This window comes from Aeoliella mucimassa (assembly GCF_007748035.1).
GTDB classification, from domain to species: Bacteria; Planctomycetota; Planctomycetia; order Pirellulales; family Lacipirellulaceae; genus Aeoliella; species Aeoliella mucimassa.
The window spans coordinates 1,677,583-1,699,084 of sequence record NZ_CP036278.1 but is presented as its reverse complement, the minus strand read 5'-3'; the positions used below and the strand labels follow the sequence as shown (position 1 = coordinate 1,699,084).

The following is a 21,502-nucleotide window of genomic DNA, read 5'->3' as shown; positions in this document are numbered from 1 at the left end:
CAATGGAAAACACGCTTACCGCCAAACGAGTGCTCGCCGATGGCGATGGCTGCAGAGCCATCGGGCGAACACTTTCCGCCACTGGTCACTCAAACATACTCGGGGGGCTACTTGGCCGTTTCGCTGAATCGGCTCTCGCGAATCATGGTCACGCGAATCTCGCCCGGGTAGGTCAATTGCTGCTCGAACGCGGTCGCAATGTCGCGACAGATTTTGGCCGCCGACTCGTCGGTGGTGGCCTCGGTGTTGGCAATCACCCGCACTTCGCGACCTGCCTGAATGGCGAACGCCTGATGCACACCTTCGAACCCGGTAGCAATCGATTCGAGTTCCTGCATCCGCTTGATGTAGCGGTCGAGCGTCTCGCGGCGGGCACCGGGGCGCGAAGCACTGCAGGCATCGGCCGCGGCGGTGAGCACCGTGTATGGCATGTCGGGACGAATGTCGTCGTGATGCCCCAATGCGGCGTGCACTACTACTTCGTTCTCGCCATATCGCTTGAGCAGGTCGGCACCAATCTTCGGGTGACCACCCTCGGCGTCGTGATCGGCTGCTTTGCCAATGTCGTGCAGCAAACCAGCCCGGCGGGCGAGGTCGCCATCCATGCCCATCTCTTCGGCCAACATGCCGGTGACAAAGGCGACTTCAATCGAGTGCCGCAGCACGTTCTGGCTATAGCTGGTGCGGTACCGCAACCGACCGAGCAGCTGAATGATCTTGGGGTGCAGCCCGTGCACGTCGGCTTCCTGGGCTGCTTCTTCGCCGTACTTGACGATGAGTTTGTCGACTTCCTTTTCGGTCTCGGCAAACAGCTCTTCGATACGACTGGGGTGAATCCGCCCGTCGGCAATCAACTTGGCCAGCGACAAGCGAGCCACCTCGCGGCGGACCGGATCGAACGCGCTGACGATCACCACGCCGGGCGTGTCGTCGATGATGACGTCGACGCCGGTGATTTTTTCGAACGCCCGAATGTTGCGACCTTCGCGGCCGATGATGCGACCCTTCATGTCGTCGTTGGGAATATCGACCGTGCTGGTGGTCGCGTCGGCCGTGTGGGCAGCGGCAAAACGCTGCAGCGAGGTGATCAGCATCTCGCGGGCCTTTGGCTCCACTGCTTCGGCGATGGCTTGTTCGCGTTTCTTGATCAGCACGCCTTGTTCGTGGGCCAGCTCCGTATCGAGCTTCTGCAGCAGCAGTTCCTTGGCCTCGTCGGGGCTCAGGCTACTGAGTTGGTGCAGGGTTTGCCGCTGGACATCAAGCAGATTGTCGAGTTCGCTCTGGCGACGAGTGACGTCCTCGAGCTTCTCGGCCAGCTTCCGCTGGTTGCCTTCGACCATTTTCTCCTGCTTCGAGAGCTGGTCGTTTCGCTGCTGAAGATTGTCCTCGGCCTTGTCGATGGTGCGTTCGCGCTCGTGCAATTCCCGGCGGACGATCGACATTTGGTCTTCGATCTTCGCTTTCTCTTGCAGGGCCATCTCTTTGGCTTCGACGGCTGCCTCCTTCAACATGGTCGAGGCGTCTTTTTTGGCATCGGAGCGTATCAGTTCGGCTTCCTTCTCGACATCGCGTCGACGCAGGTAGTCGATCAGCTTCACCGCTCCAGCACCGGCGACCGCTGCCACGGCGAACAGCACCGCCTGCATGATTTCGCCATCGGCAAGCAGCAGTAGGTTGGTACCCATGCTTTACCCTTTCATAAACTTCAACGGCTATATAAATGGCTGTTCGCGCGTGTTTTGCCGCCAAGCGAACAACTCATGGAAGCAGGTGGTCGGAACCCGTCCGCCGGTTGCGCGAGCGCAAGCCGAGGCTGCGCTTGATAGAAGTTCGATCGCCCGCCCATTGCGGAGCGGTTATCGAAACCAAGGCCGAGAAGCTAAGCTGTTTGCAAACAGGATAAGTGGTGCGGCACCAGGGAAAAGGCAGGCCAGCCGGGCAAGTAGCCAGCTGGATCGTCCGCGAGTCGTCGAACGCCTATTGCCCGAGAGAGCCATGCCTTTAACCAGGCGATGGCAGCCCAGACAGTTCCCGGCGGCCAGGCCTCGCTTACGATGCCCGCGGGCCAAAGCCGGTAGCCTGCCAAGGCAAACACCGGGGGCCGAGGGACCGCCTGCGGGGCGGGCCGCGATTTTGTCGTCCGCTTCCAACGCGTCGGACGCTGCAGAGAGACTCGGCCGCAGAGCCAAGCCACGACGAGCAGCACCAGCCAAAACGCCGGCTGCGAACGGGTCGCAATACTGTTTACAATTTTGCTCAGGATCATCAACTGAGGTACCTATCAAGCGATTGCCCTACCGACCGAAACTCGCGTCACAACGACACCAGCGGGAGACAAGGCAACGGAATTCCGTTATCGCCTACAGGGCAATCTCAACCCAAACGAGCGGAACCCCGCAACGGGTTAAGATTGTCCTAAATCGTATGCTACCAAATACTTGGAAATCCGCAACACAGGATTCGGGTCGGCCCCGGCTCGCCCCGAACCACTCCCGCAGTTAACCGCTTACTCCCCACGCCTAGCCCGACGATGCCCCAGCGGGCCCGCCTGATCATGCTACAAGACGCCATCCAAGCCGTTTGGCCCACGAACACCTGGAGATCGTGCCATGTGGTGGTAGCCGTTTCGGGCGGGGCCGACAGCGTTGCGCTGCTGCGAGGGCTGGCAGAGCTGCACCGCCGAACGTCCGGTTCCGGCGAGCTGATCGTCGCCCACTTTAACCATGGCCTGCGGGGCGAGCACTCCGACGGCGATCAATCCTGGGTTGCCCAGTTAGCCCAAACACTCAACCTGCGGGGCGAATTCGGCCAACCTGCTGAAAGCGAGCAGCTTGATACCGAGCAATCAGCCCGCGACGCCCGCTACGCTTTTCTACTGAATACAGCCGAGCGCTGCGGCGCCCGATACATCGCCACCGCCCACACGGCCGACGACCAGGTGGAAACTGTGCTGATGCGAGTGCTGCGTGGCTCGGGAATCGACGGCCTGACCGGCATTCCCCGGGTCCGATCGTTGAGTGCCAGCGTGTCGGTCGTCCGGCCGCTGCTCGCGGTGCGGCGTGAAGAGATCGAGAGCTACCTGCAACAACTCGATCAGCCATATCGCACCGACGCGTCGAATCACGAATCGCACTTCACCCGAAATTGGCTCCGCAACGAGTTGCTTCCAGCCATCCGCGAGCGGCTACCTAGTGATCCCGATCGGTCGCTCTTGAGGTTAGCCGAACAAGCCAACCAATGGAGTGAACTCCTTGAGTCGATCGTCGCCCCCCTCGTCGAGCAGACGGTGCGTGTGGAGAACCATCGACTTCAGTTCAACCTGACGCTACTCGCCGACCAACCGGCGATCGTCGTGCAACAAGTCGCCCGACAAGCCTGGCGGGCCGCAGGCTGGCCTGAACAGGGGATGGGCATGGCCGACTGGGAACGCTTGTCGACAGCGATATCGGGTGCTGAGGCGGGTAAGTTCCAACTGCCAGGCCACGTGCAAGTCGCCCGCGAAGCACAAACGCTTGAACTCTTCCGGGGGGGATTCCCTGAAAACTGCTAGATCCGAGCGGCTCCGGTGCTCACTTCATTCCAACAAGACAGCCTACTCCAGTTAGAACACTTGATACTCGTTTATGGTTGACATCCAGGACGAGGCACTCCCATACTAGTGCTTCGTGACAGCTAGGAATTAGGGTTGGCTTTTCCGCCCATTGATGCGAGACTTCCTTGCGTTTTGCCCGTGCATTTCGACAAGGAGGTCGTCATGAGTAGAAAGAAGTATATCGTTGAACTGACCGAGGAGGAGCGTTCCGTTCTGCAAGATGTCGTGAAACGGCTCCAGGGGACCAGCCAGAAGGTGAAGCGAGCCAACATCCTTCTGAAGGCAGATATTGGGGGTGCGTGCTGGACGGACGCAAAGATCGCCGAGGCGTTGGATTGTCGCACGAAGACAGTGGAAAATGTGCGGCAGCGGTTCGTCGAGCGGGGCCTTGAGGAGACGCTCAACGGCAAACAGCGAGACAGCCCGCCCACCGAAAAGTTGCTTGACGGCGAACAAGAGGCAAAGATCATCGCCATGCGGCTGGGAGAGGCCCCGAAGGGCTACGGCAAGTGGACGCTGCGTCTCTTGGCAAGAAAGGCGGTAGAGCTAGAAATTGTCGACTCGATCAGCTACCAAACCGTGCGGCGCACGCTCAAAAAAACCGCATGAACACCAAACGCAACGTTCAATACTGGGTGATCCCTCCCGAAGCGAACGCCGAGTTCGTAGCCCACATGGAGGACGTGCTGGACGTTTATTCCCGGCCCTACGATCCGTGTCTTCCCGTCCTGTGCATGGACGAGCAACCGGTTCAACTGGTCGAAGAGATCAAAGCTCCCCTTCCGGCAACGCGTCATCACCCAAAGCGAGTGGATTACGAATACCGGCGATCGGGAGTGGCCAAAGTCTTCATGTTCGCCGAGCCACTTGCCTTGTGGCGTCAGGTCTCGGTGCGGGACAAGAAGACCAAGGTCGATTGGGCCGTCGAGATGGCGAACCTCCTGGAGGGCCGCTACGCAAAATGCGAGAAAGTGCTCGTGGTGTGCGACAATCTCAACACGCACACCATCGGCGCCTTCTACGACGCATTCGAACCGGAGCGTGCCCGCAGTCTAGTCCGCCGGATCGAATTCCACCATACGCCCAAGCACGGCAGTTGGCTGAACATCGCCGAGAACGAACTGAGCTGTCTCACCGGACAATGCGTTGCGGGGCGTCGCATTGGTAGTGCCGAGCAATTGCGCGAGCAGTCGGCCGCCTGGCACGAGGACGTCAATCAAATACAACGCGGAGTCGAATGGCAAATGAAGATCGACGACGCACGAACCAAACTGAAATCGGTGTACCCTGAAATCAAGGTGTAACAGAGCACTAGTGTGAACAATTGACCTTAAGCACCGATCCCATCGAACTTGCACCCAGGACAGGCCTAATGCCATGAAGAGCACCTTTACTTTCTCCCAACTCTCTGCGCAGAGCACTATCTCTTCACTTCGTTGGATTGTAGTCGCAGCACTTACTCTCTGGTTTCTGAGCACAAGCACTTTCGCCGATGTGGTGAACGAATTGGCTGATCCCACTGGGCCTGAAGTTTCCCACGACTAATACGAACACGACTGGCTCTATCTAACCAATACCACGACAAACTCTTCGTCGATCAACGGACTGGCCCCCACCGACAACGGTACCTACTTCGCGGGGAACACCGATGGCCTTCTGGGCAGCACTCATTATGGCAACTCGGATGCGTTCGTGGGACAACTCGACTCCGCAGGCAATGCCCTATGGACCTACCAGTTCGGCACTAGCCGCGTCGACTCGGCGCTCGACGTCCAACAGTTCGGTGGCCAAGCGGTCTACGTCTCGGGTACTACCACTGGCGACCTGGCCGGAAGTATTTCATCCGTACCGGGAGATCAAGACGCCTTTGTGATGAAACTCGATAGCACGGGCACACCGATTTGGACCAGACAATTTGGGTCGACCGATACCGACTTCGTCTATGACGGCGCCGTGGATCTAGACGGCAACTACTTCGTCGCGGGTTACACTTCGGGCGATATCGCAGGCACTCCGAGCGGCGACGATTCGTTCCTTGCCAAGTACTCGCCGACCGGCGATCTCGACTGGGTAGTGCAGACCGATTTCAGTGACACCGACTGGGGGCGGGCGGTCGACACCGACAGCAACGGCAACAGCTATCTGGCTGGATTCGTCAACGGCCATGCCTACGTGAACAAGTACAATTCGGCAGGCGAGTTGGGCTGGCAATACGTTTCGGATCAAGAACCGCTGCGGCTGGAAGCCAATGCGTTCACGGGTCTCGATGTAGTCGCCGACTCGGCAGGTAACGTCTACCTGACGGGCACTTCCGATGGAATTGAATCGCCGGTGAACTATCCGAAGGGGACATTCCTGATAAAACTTGACGAGCTTGGCCAACCAGTTTGGTCCCGTTCGCTTGTTACCGAAGAGTATCCCTTTAGCCCACTTCCGAACGAAGCCCAAGGCTGGTCGCTCGATCTCGATGAGCATGGCAACACTCTGCTCACCGGGCAAACCACCGGCAACGTGGCCTCCGACGTCGATACGGTTGGCGACGTCTACCTGCTGCGATTCTCCCCCAATGGCGACTTGCTCGTGGCCGAACAATACGGAGACTTTGACTACCAGCTTGGCTTGAGGGTCGCCGCCGATGGCCAAGGTGGCGTTTACCTGGCAGGGCTTGCCGATTCCTCGTTCCTCGGTCAATCGGCCTTCGGAGCTTCCGGATTCGTGATGCACCTGAATGGCCAAGTGCCGGAGCCATCGACTAACCTACTTTGCTTCGTGTGTGTAGTTGCTGGACTTGGTTTCGGCTGGAGTCGCCGCCGCTAATAAACGGATGCAGCAATCTTGCTGAACAAGGTGGCTGCATCATCCTCTCCGACAATTACTGACAACACTATCAAGATACTCAGCATCGGATCCTGTCTCATGAAGCGATGGCAACTCGAGGCCCTAACCTCTCTCATGCCAGCTGCGTTCTCGGCGTTGGCAGTTTTCATGTCCCTGGCCAGCGAGGCAGCTGCCTTCGATCCACCAGTGGTCGAGGTACCTGTCGACCACAAAGGTCCGTTGGTTTCCCACGATCAGTATCCCTTGGACTGGGTTCACCTCACGAATCTACCAGGCAGGACGAACATCCAAGGCGTACAAGCGACTACCGACGGTGCCTACTTTGCTGGCTGGACCGTAGATGGTTCGTACGAGGCCATGGTCGGCAAGCTCGACCGTTCGGGCAACGTCGATTGGATGGTCAGTTATGGGACCGAATTTGGAGACTTTGCGTCTAACATCACCAAGTATTCCGACTACCTCTATGTGGGAGGCAATACCGAAGGCGACTTTGCCAATGCTGGGACTTATGCTGATGGCTTCCAAGATGGATTCGTGTCGAAGTTCGATTTGTCAGGTAATCTTATCTGGACCCGACAGTTTGGCGGCAGCGAGTATGAAGGCGTAACCGACGGGGCGGCCGACCTGGATGGCAACTACTTTGTTGCTGGCAGCACGGCGCCACAAATGCTTGATGAGTATGGAAGAGCGGCAATGCTGGCGAAGTTCAACCCAAATGGTGAACTGCAATGGAGAGTCGAGAAGGACAACATCTATGAAGATTCAGGTTTGGCGGTAACCACCGACCACGCGGGCAACAGTTTTCTGGCCGGTCGTACCGAGGATGGCACCCTGCCCTTCCTCAATAAGTACGACTCCAGCGGCCAGTTAGTGTGGGAGTATGTGCCCGACCCCAACGCCTTGACCCTCGAACTTGGCTCTGGCATCGATGTGGTTACCGACGCTTCGGGCAACTCCTATCTTACTTACTCCGCCTATATTGAGAGCAGCACTCAGATCGAGCGTCAGGGGCTTTTCCTACTGAAGTTCGATGCTGCTGGCAATCAAGTCTGGTCGCGAAGTGTATCGTCAAGCGATCCTCCTTACTCTGGTTTCGACGATGAGGATTACGCCCTGGCGATGACGATGAATCTCGAAGGCAACCTGCTTATTGCGGGGCAATCGAAAGGCGATTTTTCGTTGGACCATACCACTGCAGGCGATGTGGTGGTGCTGGAATTCACCCCCGACGGTGAACTGGTCGTCGCCCAGCAGTATGGCGACAGCAATTATCAGTACGCCAATGAGATCTCAGCCGATCCAGCGGGGGGACTCTATGTGGTCGGCACGACCTGGGGCGATTTCGAAGGCAACCAGCTGCCCAGCGAGGATGCGTTCGTGATGCATCTCACGGGACCTACCAGCGTTCCCGAGCCCTCGACAGGGCTGCTCTGTGCGTCGGTCATGCTAGCAGTTATCGGAGTGCATCGCATGCGACGCTTGCGGTCCGCCGACAAATAACTGCTAGCACCCTGGCTTCTCCCTTGACCCCATCAGGGGGCAGCTTCTACTATCTCGCGCCCAAATACGGTGGGGCGCAAGAAGCGCCTGCGCCGACGGACTTGATACCTTGCGCAAGGAATCGCTCGCCATTTTCGCTCGACTGATTAATAGCTGCTGGTTCGTGTTCAAGTGGAGCATCTTCACGATGCTGGCCATTGCGCTACTGGTCGGCGGGTATCTTTACTTGCGACTCGACGACGAAGTACGACGTTACGCTGAGAATCTGCTGGCCGATCACTACAGCGAACTCGACGTCAAGCTCGGCTCGGCTCACTTCGAAACCGGGCGCGGCGTGGTGCTCCGTGACCTGGTGATCAGCGATCGCGATCGCTTTGGTCACACGATCGCCATCGCCGAAGTGCCGGAGATGCAGCTACTCGGTCCGTTCGATACCGAATCGCTACTCGCTGGTCAGTCGCGTGTCGAACGCATCCGCATCCGCTCCGCTCGCATCGAAGCGGTTCGCGCAACCGATGGTCAGTGGAACCTCTCGCGACTGTTCCCTCCGCCGTCGATGGGTGGCAAGCCGGCCGACATCGAACTAGTCGGCGCGATCGTCACCCTAACCGACAACTGCAACGGAGAGTGCTCGCCAGTCACGCTGCGCGAGGTAAGCCTCGGCTGTCGCTGCATGGAGTACTCTCCCGACGACCCCACGCAGCGAACGTTCCGCATTACCGGTTCCGTAGGTGGCGAACTGGCTGAGTCGTTCACGTTCGACTCGACTGCCGACACCGGAGCAGGCATCGTGGAAGGAAGTATCAAGATCGATGGGCTCGACCTTGGCTCCACGGCGGCCAACTCGCTGCGACAACACGTTCCGCAGCTCGCCCGCGTGAGCGAGGTCAGCGGCAAAGCCAATCTGAACATCAGTGGGCGGGTGGAACCGAACCAACCGCCGACCTGGAATGTCGACTATCAGCTGATCGGCGCCCGAGTCGTACTGGCTGGCGTGCCGCGCCCGGTGACCAACATTACCGGCCAGGGCACCGCCTCGAACACGCAGTTGCGGATTGTGCAGGCGTCGGCCAACCTTGGTGAAGCCTCCCTGTCGCTAGCGGTCGATCGACGCGGCTGGAGTCCCAACGCCCAAATGGCGTTTCGGGCGAGAGCCGAACAACTCACGATCGACAGCAACTTCGAAAAGCTGCTTCCCGATTCCGCCCTCGAGGCCTGGCACCGATTCGAACCACGAGGTTTGGTTTCGGCCGAGATCGCTGGTCAGTTCGATGGCAAGCAGTGGATACCCAATGTGACGGTCGATTGTCAGAAGGTATCGTTCATCGATCGCGAGAAATTCAATTACCGCCTTACCGAAGGCAAGGGGAAGCTGGTCGTCACCGACAAGAACGATGGCAGCGGCCCCGCGATGGAAATCCAGAACCTCACTGCCCTGCTCGACCTGAAACCGGTCACGCTCAACGGGCGTTTCACTGGATTCGCCTGCCCTGGCCAGTGTGCGCCGAGCGACGATGCCCCCAAACCACTGGGGTGGCTGGCAGTGTCGGCCAAACGCATTCCGATTACCGACAGCCTGGTCGATGCGATCGATCCAGCCGAACACAAGGTGCGACGCATCGTCGACAGCCTTGGCGTCGAAGGTCATATCTCTATTGACTGGAAGTACGAACGCGATCAACCGATTGGCGAGCCTCATACTACGACCGATCTCACATTCCACGACGCCCGAGTACGGTTCGAGAAGTTTCGCTACCCACTCGATCACATCGAAGGCACCGCCCACGAGTCGGATGGCGATTGGTCGTTCACGAATCTGGTGAGCAAGCAACCCGATACGCCGATGGTTGTGCAAGCTAGCGGTACCTGCAGCAAGCAACCCGATGGACTCTACGTATTGCAATTGAGGTTCGAAGGGGAGCAGTTGCCGCTCGACGATACGCTGCTGCACTCGCTTCCACCGGCCCACCAGGACGCCTGGCGAGCGGTGAATCCCCTGAGCGGGCGGGTGAACTTCGTCGCCCGCATTGCGCATCGCCTGCAAACCGACTCGGCTCCGAACATCTACCTCGAGATCCAACCGATCGACAACCTGGTGTTCATCGAGCCACAAGCGTTCCCCTATCGGCTTGAGAAACTGCAAGGCAGCTTCGTGGTGATCAACAACACGGTCACCTTCAACGGATTGCGTGGTCAGCATGGGCAAACCATGTTCGAGACCGATGGTTCTTGGGTTCCGAACGACAAAGGGGGATGGCAGCTTGAGTTCCGCAACCTGAATGTCGACCGGCTCTCGGCCAACTACGAACTCAAGGAAGCGGCCGCTTCGAGCATTGGTAAGGTCATGGATTACCTAAAACCGAGCGGCACTTTTTCCATTCACAACGGCATCCTTCGCTTCTCTCGCGAATCGGCAGGTTCCACCCAGGTTACGAGCGACTGGAAAGTGTCACTCGGCCTGCAGCAGAACAATCTTGAGTTAGGCCTGCCACTGCGAAGCGTGACCGGCATCGTGCACCTGGCAGGTCATCACGAAGGAAGTTTGCGATTTACCACGGGTCGTTTGGAACTCGATAGTGTGTTCTGGAACAACATGCAGTTCACCCAAGTGCGAGGGCCACTGTATGTCGACGCCTACGAGTGCTGGCTAGGTCGCGGCGCCGAAGAACGCATCAACCAGCTAACTGGCCGCACCAGTCAACTGCAGCGCATCGAAGCCAATCTGTATGGCGGCAAGCTGGCCTTCGACTCGCACGTGCCGATGGAAACTGGCAAGTTCTACACGTTCAACTTCGATCTCGACGATTGCGACCTACAGCGACTCTCGACCGATTACCTGGGCGGTTCGGTAGAGCTGTCGGGCACGATGTCGGGCCAGGCGACGTTGCAAGGTATGGGGCGAAGTCTTGATCTCCTGCGGGGCGGCGGGCGGGTTACTGTGCGTGATGCTCAGCTCTACGAACTACCAGTGATGGCTCGTATGCTCAAGGTGCTGCGGAACCGCGTGCCCGACAAGACAGCCTTCAACGGCATCGACGCCCAGTTCAAGATCGATGGCCAGCTCATCCGGTTTAGTGAGCTTAGCTTGTTGGGCGACGCCTTGAGCCTGTACGGCCAAGGCACCACGACGTTCGATCGCCAACTCGACCTGAAGTTCTACTCCACGGTCGGCCGAAACGACTTTAATATTCCCCTGTTACGCTCGATGATTGGTCAGGCGAGTGCGAATTTGTTGTTGATAAAAGTGACTGGCCCCGCTGAAAATGCCCAAGTAGAACGTGCCCCGTTGCCTGCGGTGAACGAATTGATGGAGCAACTCGGAGGAGAAAACGTCGCAACCCCACCCACGCAGCGAGGGTTTTGGACTCGATAAAGCCGTAAGCCACCGAAGGCCGACAGTCAGTATCCCTACCGCAAGCTAAGTTTGCATAGGGAGATGCTTACTGTTCAGCCACCCGATGGCTGCCCTTTCCTCCAACCCTCAGCCCTTCGATACCACAATGAGCATTGGATCATTCGGTGGCGTTCAAGGAAGCGCGGCAGGTGCACCGCTGTCGCAAACACGTGGTTCGGAAACCGAAAGAGCCCAGCAGGCCAACGCTGCCAGCGAACGTGGCACCGACGCTGCGGACCGGTCGGAGAAAGCCTCGGGCATCGGTACCACGGAAGAGGACCAAGGAGCGGGCGATCGCGATGCCGATGGCCGCCGCATGTGGGAAGACGACCTCCCCTCCGAACAGCACGCGGAGCAGGTCGACACGCACGAGCCCACGCCTGCCGCCGAGCTACCGAAGAGCATCGACCCTACCGGGCAGTCGGGGGGACGGTTGGACCTAATGGGCTAAGGCACGAAGCCGCAGTACAGCAGTCGACCAACCACCTAACCGGTTGTAGAAAATAGGCTGCGAAATTGGTCTAATACTTGTTGCGCGTCGGAGTGCCAACCGCCTGCGCGGTTGCCACGACCTTTCCACTGCTCTACTGCGACATCGACCATGCGATTCACCAAAATGCACGGCGCCGGCAACGACTATGTGTACGTCGATTGCTTCCGCCAAGACTTACCGAGCAACATCGAGCAACTCGCCATTGCAGCGGCCGACAGGCACTTTGGCATCGGCGGCGACGGTCTGATTCTCATCTGCCCCAGCGAGCGGGCGGACGCCGAGATGCGGATGTACAACGCGGATGGTTCGTACAGCGAAATGTGCGGCAACGGCATCCGCTGCGTCGCCAAGTACATGTACGACCATGGACTGGCCAAGAAAGAGACGCTCACCATCGAATCGGGCGGAAACGTGCTGACGCTCGAGCTCTCCACCAACGGCGGTAAGGTCGACCGGGTGCGCGTTGATATGGGCGAGCCAGTGCTCGAGGCCGCACAGATCCCCACGCGATTGGGGGGTAAGCAAGTAGTTGAGGCCCCGCTCGAATGCGATGGCAACCTGTATCGCGTTACCGCGGTATCGATGGGAAATCCGCACTGTGTTATTTTCGTCGCCCATGCTAGCGACGACCTCGTGTTCGGCGTTGGGCCTCAGATCGAGCACGATCCCGCCTTCCCCAATCGGGTGAACGTGGAGTTTGTCGAGCAAATCAGCCGCACCCAACTCCGCCAACGCACCTGGGAACGCGGCAGCGGCGAAACGCTAGCATGCGGCACCGGTGCCAGTGCGGTATGCGTGGCCGGCGTACTCACTGGGCGGACCGAACGTTGCGTGGAAATCGATTTACTAGGAGGTCGGCTCGAATTGGAGTGGAACGAAACCGACAATCATGTGTATATGACAGGTCCAGCCGTTGAAGTGTTTAGCGGCGAGTGGTTTCCCGCTGGCGAGTAAAGGATCCGCCGGCTAATGATCGGTATTGGTGCTTGCAGGGACTCATCCTCCATGCGAACGTTTGGAACTGGACTCCTGGGATTTCTGACCACGCGTGCGATTCACGCGTGGATGGGTACGCTGGACTATCGCGTGCTGTACTACGATCGCTCGCTCGATCCGATTCGTGCTTCGCAGCCAGGCATTTATATTTTCTGGCATGAGAACATCCTGTTTCCGTTGCACCTACGGGGCCATAGCAACCTGTCGATGCTGCTAAGCCGGCACCGTGATGCCGACATCCTGGCGGTTGTCGCCCGTTTGAGTGGATTCGGCACCGTGCGTGGTTCCACTGGCCGAGGTGGCCAAGACGCATTGAAGCAACTCATGCGACTGAGCGGCGGGCAGCACCTGACCATCACGCCAGATGGCCCCCGCGGCCCCCGCCGGAAGATGGCCGACGGCCCGATTTACCTTGCCTCGCGTACCGGTTTGCCACTCATTGCCATGGGGTTCGGCTACGATCGTCCCTGGCGTTTCAACAGCTGGGATCGCTTTGCGGTCCCCAAACCCTTCAGCCGCGCTCGGGCGATCGTGGGTCCTCCGATTCTTATCCCAGCAGGGATCGACCGCGAGCAGACAAAGCAATATCGCGAAGCGGTCGAGTCGTTCATGACCGAACTCACCGAAGAAGCCACCCTTTGGGCCGAGAGCGGAGTTCGCCGCGAGGGCGAGGAAGCCGCGTTCTGCCAGCCCACCTGGCCGCTGGAACCGACTGTGGTGAACGAACCCACGATTCCTATGCTCGTCGAGCGTCGCGCCGCCTAATGCCAGCGGGGGGTGTGCGTCTGGCAATTTCCTGCCAGAATACCGCATTCCCGTCCACCACCCAGCAACCTGCCCCCTGTCGACCGCATGCCTGCAGCTTCCTCCCACCAAGACGCACCGCTGGGTACGAGCGACCAGTCCGCCATGTCGGTCAGTCAGCTCACCGCTCAGATCAAAGGGGTGGTCGAGGAAAGCTTTACCAGCGTGTGGGTCGCCGGCGAAGTGTCGAACTTCGCCCGGCCGCAGTCGGGCCATTGCTACCTGACGCTCAAGGACGACAAAGCACAGATTCGCGCGGTCATCTGGCGCGGCACCGCCAGTAAGTTCCCCTTCAAGTTGGCCGATGGGGTCGAACTTGTTTGTCACGGGCATCTTGACCTCTACGCCCCGCGTGGCAGTTACCAACTGGTGATCGACCAAGCCCATCCGCAAGGCGTGGGAGCTCTGGAGCTTGCGCTACGTCAGCTCAAAGAGAAGCTAGCCGCCGAAGGGCTGTTCGATCCGCAGCGCAAACGCCCGCTCCCCCGCTTCCCCCGCCGCATCGGTTTCGTGACGAGTCCCACAGGTGCCGCGATTCGCGACTTCCTGGAAGTGTTGCGACGACGTTGGGCTGGCATCGAAGTGCTGGTGATACCCGCTCGCGTGCAAGGCGACGGAGCCGCCGAAGAGATTGCCGCTGGCATTCGCATGGCAAACCAGCTCGATCCCCCGCTCGACGTGCTGGTTGTCGGCCGCGGGGGTGGCAGCCTGGAAGACTTATGGGCGTTTAACGAAGAGCCTGTTGTGCGAGCGATCGCGGCATCGAACATCCCGACGGTCAGCGCAGTTGGGCATGAGATCGATGTATCGCTCAGCGACCTGGCGGCCGACGTGCGGGCACTAACTCCGAGCGAAGCGGCCGAGCGGGTGGTTCCTTCGTCCGATGAGGTGATCGCGCAGCTCACTCGCTTTGGCGATCGGCTTCATAACTCCATTCGGCGACAAGTGACCTTGGGCAAGCAGCGGATCGATTCGCTAGCCGCCCGGCGAGTGTTTGCCAACCCGCATACATCGGTGCTCGACCGCGCACGTCGCGTGGACGAACTCGACGCTCGCGCACGTCGCGCGGTCACGAGTATCACCACTAACAACCGTCATCAACTGGCCACGCTTAGCGGCAAGCTCGAATCGCTCAGTCCGCTGGCGGTGCTCAGTCGCGGATACAGTGTGACGCAGCACGCCGAGTCGGGTCGAGTCGTCCGATCGTCTGACGACGTCGCTGTGGGAGATCGACTGGTCACACGACTCGAACATGGACAGGTAACCAGCACCATCGACTCGGTCGATGAGTAAGCAAACGGAAGTCAGCACACATGGCCAAGAAAAAAGTCAAACGCAAACCCTCGGAAGAATCGACTCTGACGTTTGAAGAGTCGCTGGCCGAGTTGGAAACCATCGTCGGCGACCTGGAAACAGGCGAGTTGGGGCTTGGCGACGCCCTCGAGCGTTATGAACAAGGCATCGCCCACCTAAAACAATGCCATGCCCAATTGGAGCAAGCTACTCGGAGAATCGAGTTGCTTTCGGGAGTGGATGCCGCCGGAAACCCGGTGACCGTGCCATTTGAGGACGAGCAGCACGAGAGCCTCGAGGCAAAAAAACAGGCGAGAACCCGCCGTCGCGGCGGCGGCGGGGACGACCACGGCACCCTGTTCTAGTATAATAGGCTTGGACCAGGGGAGAGTGTGCAGCGGCGATCCTGCCCGCACCGTCGAGTGAGAAGCCCACGCGTTTAGCCGTCTTTGTAATCATCACCCTCCGCTTAGCCGCGATTCGAATTGCCGTGTCCGATACCGCCCCGCCTGCCGACTTGCTTGCCGAATTGGATTCGATGCGTGGGGAGGTCGAACAAGCTCTCGACCAACGTTTGCGGTTCGACGCTGGTTGCCCCGAACGTCTAAGCGAGGCCATGCGTTATGCGGTGCTGGCTCCCGGTAAGCGGTTACGCCCGCTGCTAGCCATGCTCGCGGCCAAGGCTTGCGGTGGCACCATCGAACGAGCGATGCCCGCCGCCTGTGCGGTGGAGATGATCCACGCCTACTCGCTGGTGCACGACGATCTTCCTGCGATGGACGACGACGACCTACGTCGCGGCATGCCGACCTGCCATCGCAAGTTCGACGAAGCCACGGCCATCCTGGTGGGCGACGCGCTACAGGCGCGGGCCTTCGAGGTGCTGGCCACCGAGCTTACCCCGGCCAGCGTGGCCGCTCGGGCGTGTGCTGCGTTGGGACAAGCCGCTGGGGCGACGCTGCTCGTAGGTGGCCAGGCCGACGACCTGGCCGGTGCTGCCGAGAACAATAGCCGCGAGCGACTGGAAGCGATTCACCATCGCAAAACGGCCGCCATGATCCTCGTGTCGCTCGAACTGGGTGCCCTCACCGCCGAGGCGTCCGATACCTTCCGTACAGCCCTGGCGGAATATGGCCGGCGATTCGGCTTGGTATTCCAAATCACCGACGATCTGCTCGACGCCCACGGCCAAGAGCAACAGGTCGGCAAACGCCTGGGTAAAGACGCCGAGCATGGCAAGCTGACGTATGTTACCCTGGTAGGGGTCGACGAAAGCCGCCGACTTGTCGCCCAACTGGTGGACGAAGCGATCGCCGCCCTTGCCCCGCTGGGCGAAAAGGCTGAACCACTAAAACTGCTAGCACGTATGTTAGTAGACCGGAAGAAGTAACCACACGACTCGCCGCAGCGGACTGACTGGAAGGTGCTCCGCTTCCCCTATTCAGCAAAGCATGACCAAGCAACCCGCCCCTATTCTGCCTAATCTCAGCTCTCCTCGCGAGTTAGAGAAACTCTCGCTGCCCGAACTCGAACGGCTAGCGAACGAGATTCGCGACGTGCTGTGCAACTTGATTTCGTCGCGGAGTGCTCACTTTGCGTCGAACCTAGGGGTTGTGGAACTAGCCATTGCACTGCATCAAACCTTCGACTTCCTTCATCATCGCCTGATTTGGGATACCGGTCATCAGATCTACCCGCACAAGCTGCTCACCGGACGATACGAGGAGTTCGAGACCATCCGCACCCTTGGTGGGCTGATGGGCTATCCGAATCCTACGGAGAGCGACTACGACTTGTTCTGCACCGGGCACGCGGGGTCGAGTGTCTCGACCGCCATGGGCCTGGCCAGCGGCGACCACATCGCCCGTCCCGACGACGAACGCTGGAGCGTCGCAGTGATCGGCGACGGAGCCTTCCCCTCAGGCGTGGTTTACGAGGCCATCAACAACTCGAAACGCGATGGCCGGCGGTTGATGGTGATCCTCAACGACAACGAGATGTCGATCTGCCCGCCGGTCGGCGGCATGGCCGACTACTTGGACCGCGTGCGAATGAATCGCAACTACGTTGGTCTCAAAGAGGAAGTCGCCAAACTGCTGTCGAACGTCCCGCTGCTTGGTGATCCCGTTGAGCGGTTCTTAATACAAGTGAAAGAAGCAGCCAAGGCCGGCCTGAGCGGTGGCATGTTCTTCGAAGAACTGGGCATGCGTTACTTCGGCCCGATCGATGGCCATAACATCGCCCTGTTGCGCAAGTACCTGCGACTGGCAAAGAAACTCGATGGCCCTATCCTGCTACACGTGGTCACTGAAAAAGGCCATGGCTTCCGCCCCGCGGCCGAAGATCCGGTGCTTTTCCACGCTCCGCCGCAGTTTAAGCGTCGCGAAAACGAAGTGCTCGAAATGCACCGCTCGTCGACTCGCAGCTATACGAACGTCGCCCGCGATGCGATTGCCGCTGCGATGCGCCGCGACGAGCGAGTGACCGTCATGACTGCGGCGATGTGCCAAGGCAACAAACTGGAGCCGGTTCGCGAGGAGTTCCCCGATCGGTTCTTCGACACCGGCATTTGCGAAGCCCACACGGTCGCGTTCGCCGCGGGGCAAGCCAAGGTCGGCCTGCGGCCGATTGTCGACATCTACAGCACCTTCCTGCAACGCGCGTTCGATCACGTGTTCCAGGAAGTCGCTCTGCAGGACCTTCCGGTAACATTCATGATGGACCGTGGTGGTCTCTCTGGCCCCGATGGTCCTACACATCATGGAGTGTTCGATATTGGCTACCTGCGTCTGTTCCCGAACATGGTGCTCATGGCCCCCGGCGACGAACACGACCTGACTGCGATGCTCGATTTCTCCCTCGAACACACCAGCCCGTGTGGCGTGCGTTACCCGAAGGACAAAGCGGTCACCGTGGCGCGGACCGATGGCGAACCTCGCGCACCAGTCGAACTCGGCCAGAGCGAGATCCTGCGGTGGGGACGCGATGGAACCTTGGTTGCATGCGGCTCGACACTTGCCGACTGCCTGGAAGCCGCAGCAGTGCTCGACGAGGAAGGACTCGACTTCGGCGTCGTCAACGCTAGATTCATCAAGCCGCTCGACCAGGCGACCTTGCTGCGGGCGCTCAACGAAAACCCGGTGGTGCTCACCGTGGAAGAAGGAGCTTTGGCCTGTGGATTCGGTAGCGCGGTACTCGAAATGGCTAACGCTGCTGGTGCCGAAACAGCTCATTTGCATCGTCTGGGTATTCCCGACAAGTTTGTCGAACATGGGGAACGCGAAGAACTCATGGCTCAACTCGGGCTCGACGCGGCGGGCATCGCCCAATCGTGCCGCTCAGCGGTAGAGAGCCGACACACGGTTTAAATTTGCACTGCGTGGCCAAAAATCTGGTGCAATCGTTGGCTGCTTGGGGTTAAACTCCTAACTGGCGGTTTCCAGCAACTCATCCTCAGGCCCAGGAGCAGGTGATGCAACGCACCCCATGGCGGCGAATCGTGGTGGCCCTGATTCTTTTCCTCAGCGTCGTAAAGCTCGCAGCAGCCGACGATTCACCGGCCACAGTCCCGGTCGATCAGCCGGCTCGCGCGACATCGCCCCCTCCCCTGATTGTGGAATTAGAGGTTTGGATCGTTCAATCGACCACCAGCGAAGACCAGGCCCCCTTGCCAGCCATGCTGGACCGGGCGAGGTTCGTGGAGCACCTCACACAGCTTGATAGTAATCAGCAGCTAGATCGTCTGCGACACCTCAGCACCGCGGTGATGACCGGGCGAAGCACCTCGCTCGCTTTTCAGACACGAACTCCACTGGTTCGTGATGTGAATACCACCGCGCGTGGCCGGCAAACCTCGATTTCTTTCTTGGAGACTGGTTGCCGGCTCGAAGTCGAAACTCGATTGGCTCCACCAGAATCGATCGAGTGCGAGCTGGTACTGGAAGAATCCCACCTAGAACAATCGAACGTCGTGATTTCGGAATCGCCCGATGGCGACAAACTGAACGCCGAGGAAACGCCCACTATCGTACTGAAAACAACGACTTGCTGCCCTCCCGGAAAAGTCGTGCAACTCTCAGGCATGCAGATTGACGCGCCGGGCGAATCGTCGAGCCTTGCCATCTATATAGCGGCTAAGGTCATTGAGTAATCAGTCGACCTTAAACTGCGCACCGCAGCGATAGCAAGCATGGCCGATCCGAACGCAGGTTTTGGCTACTAGCTGGATATGTCCTTCGCGGCCAAGCCACAGGTTCATGACTTCGCAAGGGAAAATCTGAATCGGCGAGTAGAACCCAAGCCCCGAACGGGAGATGTCGGCCAGGTAAACTGCCAGGAATGTGTCCTGATACTGCGCAACCGCCTTGGCTCGCATGTACTTGCGATGGTATCCCCGGCGGCTATCGGGCAGGCTTGGCATCACTCCGGAGCGACCAAAATAGTCGCCCAATTTCTCTGGCAGCGCGGCCCGCAACGGGATCGCGGTCCAGGCAGGAATGGCTACTGATTTTTTATCGTCGAGTTCCAACACTTCACCATCTCCTTAGGCCTTGTTGAACAATTAGTCACAAACCTCCGTAAAAACTAACGTGGAATGGAACCACGTACCTTTTTTACGGAGATCGAACATGGCTACGAAAGAAAAACGAACCTACAAAGTCACGAACTGGAAGGAGTATAACAAGTCGCTCATCGAGCGTGGAAACATCACTATTTGGTTTAGCGACGAGGCGTTGGAGAACTGGGAACATCCTAACGACCAGACAAAAGTCGGTCGCCCTTTTGTCTTCAGCGATACGGCGATCGAGTGCTTGCTGACGATTCGCGAACTGCTGAAACTTCCCTATCGGCAGACTGAGGGATTCGGCCGCTCGCTGGTGGCGATGTTGGGCGTCGAGGCAGCGATTCCCAATTATTCTTCGCTCGCCAAGCGAGCCAGCAAGCTGAATGTTTCGCTCGATATCGCTAACAAGAGGGGCGACATCGATATCGTGGTGGATAGCACCGGCATGAAAGTGTTTGGCGAGGGCGAATGGAAGATGCGGACGCATGGCAAGTCGAAGCGGCGGACATGGCGGAAGCTGCATTTGTCGGTGAATCCTGACACCCGCGAGATTGTGGCGGAGATTTTGACCGAGAACAGTTGCCACGATGCCGATGCGGTTCCCGAAATGCTGGAGCAGGTGGAGCAGCCCGTAAAAAAGTTTCACGGCGACGGTAGTTACGACAAGTGGAAGGTTTATGAAGGGCTGGAATCCGAAGGCATTGAGCCGGTGATTCCGCCGCAGCACAACGCCAAGATCAAACAACATGGCAACTCTGCGGAGGAGCCTTTGCCCCGGGACGAGGCAATTCGTCAGATTCGACGCAAGGGGCGTAGGAGTTGGAAAGAGGAAGTGGGCTATCATCGTAGAAGCTTGGCGGAAACGACCATGTACCGAGTGAAACAAAGCTTTGGGAGCCATCTCAAAAACCGAGTATTCGAAAACCAACAAACGGAAGCCCGCTTGCGCTGTAAAATCATCAATCAATTCACCCAACTCGGGCTTCCACAGTTCGAGTGGAGTTAGTCAACAAGGCCATCTCCTTATCAAAATGTTTGCCCGCTCTTTCCGACAAGAACTCGCACGCTTCACTTATTGCCATCGGTTGTCGATAAGGTCGACTTCCGGTCAGGGCATCAAACACGTCGACCACGGCCAGCAATCTCGACCAGGGATGTATTTCTTTCTTCAAGATCCGGACGGGATAGCCGCTGCCGTCCACGTGCTCATGGTGCTGATACACCATCAATCGCTGGACTTGGGTCACGTCAGTTCGGGGATGCAGCTCTTCGTAACCACGCAGCGGGTGGGTGCGAATGAGCGACTTCTCCTCATCGGACAAGCGACCAGGCTTCGTAATAATATGCTTGGGAACTGATCGCTTACCGAGGTCGTGCAGCATCGCCCCCATGGCAATCTCATGTTGCTCGGTCTGATCGGTGATTCCGAGTTGCTGGGCCAGCATCACCGCGTAGGCGGCAACGTTCGTCACGTGTGAGAATGTTTGCGAGTCGTGCCGAGCTATGGCGAACAGTTCGTTCGGTAACAGCTCGTTCTCTGTCACCAGGCTGTTAAGATGCTGCGAAACTTTGGCCACAAGTTCGATGAACTTGCCTGGGCCTACTGCTTTTAGCGTGCGTTCAATCTCGAACCGCACAGCGATCTGCATCACTTGAAAACGATCGGCCGGCGACACGGTTTCGTCGGACACTAGGTCGCCAAGCGACGCGGCCAAGTCGTTGCAGGCGTCGCGAAAGTCACTGAGGCGAACGTACAGGTTGTTCCCTTTTTCGGCGATCAATCGCTTCAGGGTATCTTCGTCCAACTCCACTTCTGCGTCGCGATACAACACCGGATGATCCGAATCTTCCCCACAATAATACACGGCGATCCGGGCGCTACTCAGCCGCCTGAGCATGCTGGGAGCCAGGTGGACGTATCCGCTGGGGATTTTTCGTTGCTGAAGGATGGTTGCCATTTGGTATTAGGTCGCTGGGTGATCCATTGAAAGCATCAAGCTAGACTAGCCCACGAAATGCGGGATAATG

General features: G+C 58.7%; 17 protein-coding genes. 14 read left to right on the top strand and 3 right to left on the bottom strand.

Translation table 11 applies throughout. From position 1 onward, the window contains the following. Positions 1–107: 107 nt before the first annotated feature. Positions 108–1,685: a ribonuclease Y gene (gene rny, locus Pan181_RS06805; RefSeq protein ID WP_231943774.1), complete on the bottom strand. Its 1,578-nt coding sequence runs from the start codon at positions 1,683–1,685 to the stop codon at positions 108–110. Positions 1,686–2,530: 845 nt separating this feature from the next. On the opposite strand from rny, the gene tilS reads away from it, so the two are divergent. From tilS to Pan181_RS06735, 13 genes are all read left to right on the top strand, one after another. Beyond that, on the top strand, positions 2,531–3,550 hold the full coding sequence (gene tilS, locus Pan181_RS06800) for a tRNA lysidine(34) synthetase TilS (protein ID WP_145246111.1): 1,020 nt from the start codon (positions 2,531–2,533) through the stop codon (positions 3,548–3,550). 204 nt (positions 3,551–3,754) lie between these two features. Further along, positions 3,755–4,896 (top strand): IS630 family transposase gene (locus Pan181_RS26965; RefSeq protein WP_391483956.1). Its coding sequence is split into 2 segments (ribosomal slippage): positions 3,755–4,198 and positions 4,201–4,896, totalling 1,140 coding nucleotides; the frame shifts between segments, so codons are not numbered across the junction. 388 nt (positions 4,897–5,284) lie between these two features. Further along, positions 5,285–6,409 carry an SBBP repeat-containing protein gene (locus Pan181_RS06785; protein WP_145246108.1) on the top strand — a complete coding sequence of 375 codons (1,125 nt, stop codon included), beginning with the start codon at positions 5,285–5,287 and terminating at the stop codon, positions 6,407–6,409. A gap of 99 nt (positions 6,410–6,508) precedes the next feature. After that, positions 6,509–7,930 carry an SBBP repeat-containing protein gene (locus Pan181_RS06780; RefSeq protein WP_145246107.1) on the top strand — a complete coding sequence of 474 codons (1,422 nt, stop codon included), beginning with the start codon at positions 6,509–6,511 and terminating at the stop codon, positions 7,928–7,930. 109 nt (positions 7,931–8,039) lie between these two features. Further along, a complete protein-coding gene (locus Pan181_RS06775; RefSeq protein ID WP_145246106.1) occupies positions 8,040–11,303 on the top strand; it encodes an AsmA-like C-terminal region-containing protein in 3,264 nt (1,087 codons plus the stop codon). Between the two features lie 127 nt (positions 11,304–11,430). Continuing rightward, positions 11,431–11,775: a hypothetical protein gene (locus tag Pan181_RS06770; protein WP_145246105.1), complete on the top strand. Its 345-nt coding sequence runs from the start codon at positions 11,431–11,433 to the stop codon at positions 11,773–11,775. A gap of 150 nt (positions 11,776–11,925) precedes the next feature. Beyond that, the gene (gene dapF, locus Pan181_RS06765; RefSeq protein ID WP_145246104.1) at positions 11,926–12,771 is read left to right on the top strand and encodes a diaminopimelate epimerase; all 846 of its coding nucleotides are present in this window, start codon (positions 11,926–11,928) and stop codon (positions 12,769–12,771) included. Between the two features lie 51 nt (positions 12,772–12,822). Continuing rightward, on the top strand, positions 12,823–13,578 hold the full coding sequence (locus tag Pan181_RS06760; protein ID WP_197528992.1) for a lysophospholipid acyltransferase family protein: 756 nt from the start codon (positions 12,823–12,825) through the stop codon (positions 13,576–13,578). Positions 13,579–13,665: 87 nt separating this feature from the next. Then, on the top strand, positions 13,666–14,910 hold the full coding sequence (xseA, locus tag Pan181_RS06755) for an exodeoxyribonuclease VII large subunit (protein ID WP_145246102.1): 1,245 nt from the start codon (positions 13,666–13,668) through the stop codon (positions 14,908–14,910). 20 nt (positions 14,911–14,930) lie between these two features. Then, positions 14,931–15,275 carry an exodeoxyribonuclease VII small subunit gene (gene xseB / locus Pan181_RS06750; RefSeq protein ID WP_145246101.1) on the top strand — a complete coding sequence of 115 codons (345 nt, stop codon included), beginning with the start codon at positions 14,931–14,933 and terminating at the stop codon, positions 15,273–15,275. A 125-nt stretch (positions 15,276–15,400) separates the two neighbouring features. Continuing rightward, complete coding sequence (locus Pan181_RS06745) at positions 15,401–16,300, top strand: polyprenyl synthetase family protein (RefSeq protein WP_231943773.1); 900 nt, start codon at positions 15,401–15,403, stop codon at positions 16,298–16,300. Between the two features lie 61 nt (positions 16,301–16,361). Next, positions 16,362–18,278, top strand: coding sequence for a 1-deoxy-D-xylulose-5-phosphate synthase (gene dxs, locus Pan181_RS06740; protein WP_145246100.1), 1,917 nt, complete (start codon positions 16,362–16,364; stop codon positions 18,276–18,278). A 104-nt stretch (positions 18,279–18,382) separates the two neighbouring features. Further along, complete coding sequence (locus tag Pan181_RS06735; protein ID WP_145246099.1) at positions 18,383–19,060, top strand: hypothetical protein; 678 nt, start codon at positions 18,383–18,385, stop codon at positions 19,058–19,060. On the opposite strand, the gene Pan181_RS06730 is transcribed toward Pan181_RS06735, so the two are convergent. Next, on the bottom strand, positions 19,061–19,441 hold the full coding sequence (locus Pan181_RS06730; protein ID WP_145246098.1) for a PilZ domain-containing protein: 381 nt from the start codon (positions 19,439–19,441) through the stop codon (positions 19,061–19,063). Positions 19,442–19,538: 97 nt separating this feature from the next. Between Pan181_RS06730 and Pan181_RS06725 the strand changes: the two genes are divergently transcribed. Then, a complete protein-coding gene (locus Pan181_RS06725; RefSeq protein WP_145244898.1) occupies positions 19,539–20,480 on the top strand; it encodes an IS5 family transposase in 942 nt (313 codons plus the stop codon). Here Pan181_RS06725 and Pan181_RS06720 read toward each other — a convergent pair. Continuing rightward, on the bottom strand, positions 20,443–21,432 hold the full coding sequence (locus tag Pan181_RS06720; RefSeq protein ID WP_145246097.1) for an HD-GYP domain-containing protein: 990 nt from the start codon (positions 21,430–21,432) through the stop codon (positions 20,443–20,445). The genes Pan181_RS06725 and Pan181_RS06720 overlap by 38 nt on opposite strands. Positions 21,433–21,502 lie beyond the last annotated feature (70 nt).

Excerpts from the sequence above, each read along its gene's own strand:
- rny (WP_231943774.1), bottom strand. The coding sequence starts at position 1,685 with ATGGGTACCAACCTACTGCTGCTTGCCGATGGCGAAATCATGCAGGCG.
- tilS (WP_145246111.1), top strand. The coding sequence starts at position 2,531 with ATGCCCCAGCGGGCCCGCCTGATCATGCTACAAGACGCCATCCAAGCC.
- Pan181_RS06780 (WP_145246107.1), top strand. The coding sequence starts at position 6,509 with ATGAAGCGATGGCAACTCGAGGCCCTAACCTCTCTCATGCCAGCTGCG.
- Pan181_RS06770 (WP_145246105.1), top strand. The coding sequence starts at position 11,431 with ATGAGCATTGGATCATTCGGTGGCGTTCAAGGAAGCGCGGCAGGTGCA.
- dapF (WP_145246104.1), top strand. The coding sequence starts at position 11,926 with ATGCGATTCACCAAAATGCACGGCGCCGGCAACGACTATGTGTACGTC.
- Pan181_RS06760 (WP_197528992.1), top strand. The coding sequence starts at position 12,823 with ATGCGAACGTTTGGAACTGGACTCCTGGGATTTCTGACCACGCGTGCG.
- xseA (WP_145246102.1), top strand. The coding sequence starts at position 13,666 with ATGCCTGCAGCTTCCTCCCACCAAGACGCACCGCTGGGTACGAGCGAC.
- xseB (WP_145246101.1), top strand. The coding sequence starts at position 14,931 with ATGGCCAAGAAAAAAGTCAAACGCAAACCCTCGGAAGAATCGACTCTG.
- dxs (WP_145246100.1), top strand. The coding sequence starts at position 16,362 with ATGACCAAGCAACCCGCCCCTATTCTGCCTAATCTCAGCTCTCCTCGC.
- Pan181_RS06735 (WP_145246099.1), top strand. The coding sequence starts at position 18,383 with ATGCAACGCACCCCATGGCGGCGAATCGTGGTGGCCCTGATTCTTTTC.
- Pan181_RS06725 (WP_145244898.1), top strand. The coding sequence starts at position 19,539 with ATGGCTACGAAAGAAAAACGAACCTACAAAGTCACGAACTGGAAGGAG.
- Pan181_RS06720 (WP_145246097.1), bottom strand. The coding sequence starts at position 21,432 with ATGGCAACCATCCTTCAGCAACGAAAAATCCCCAGCGGATACGTCCAC.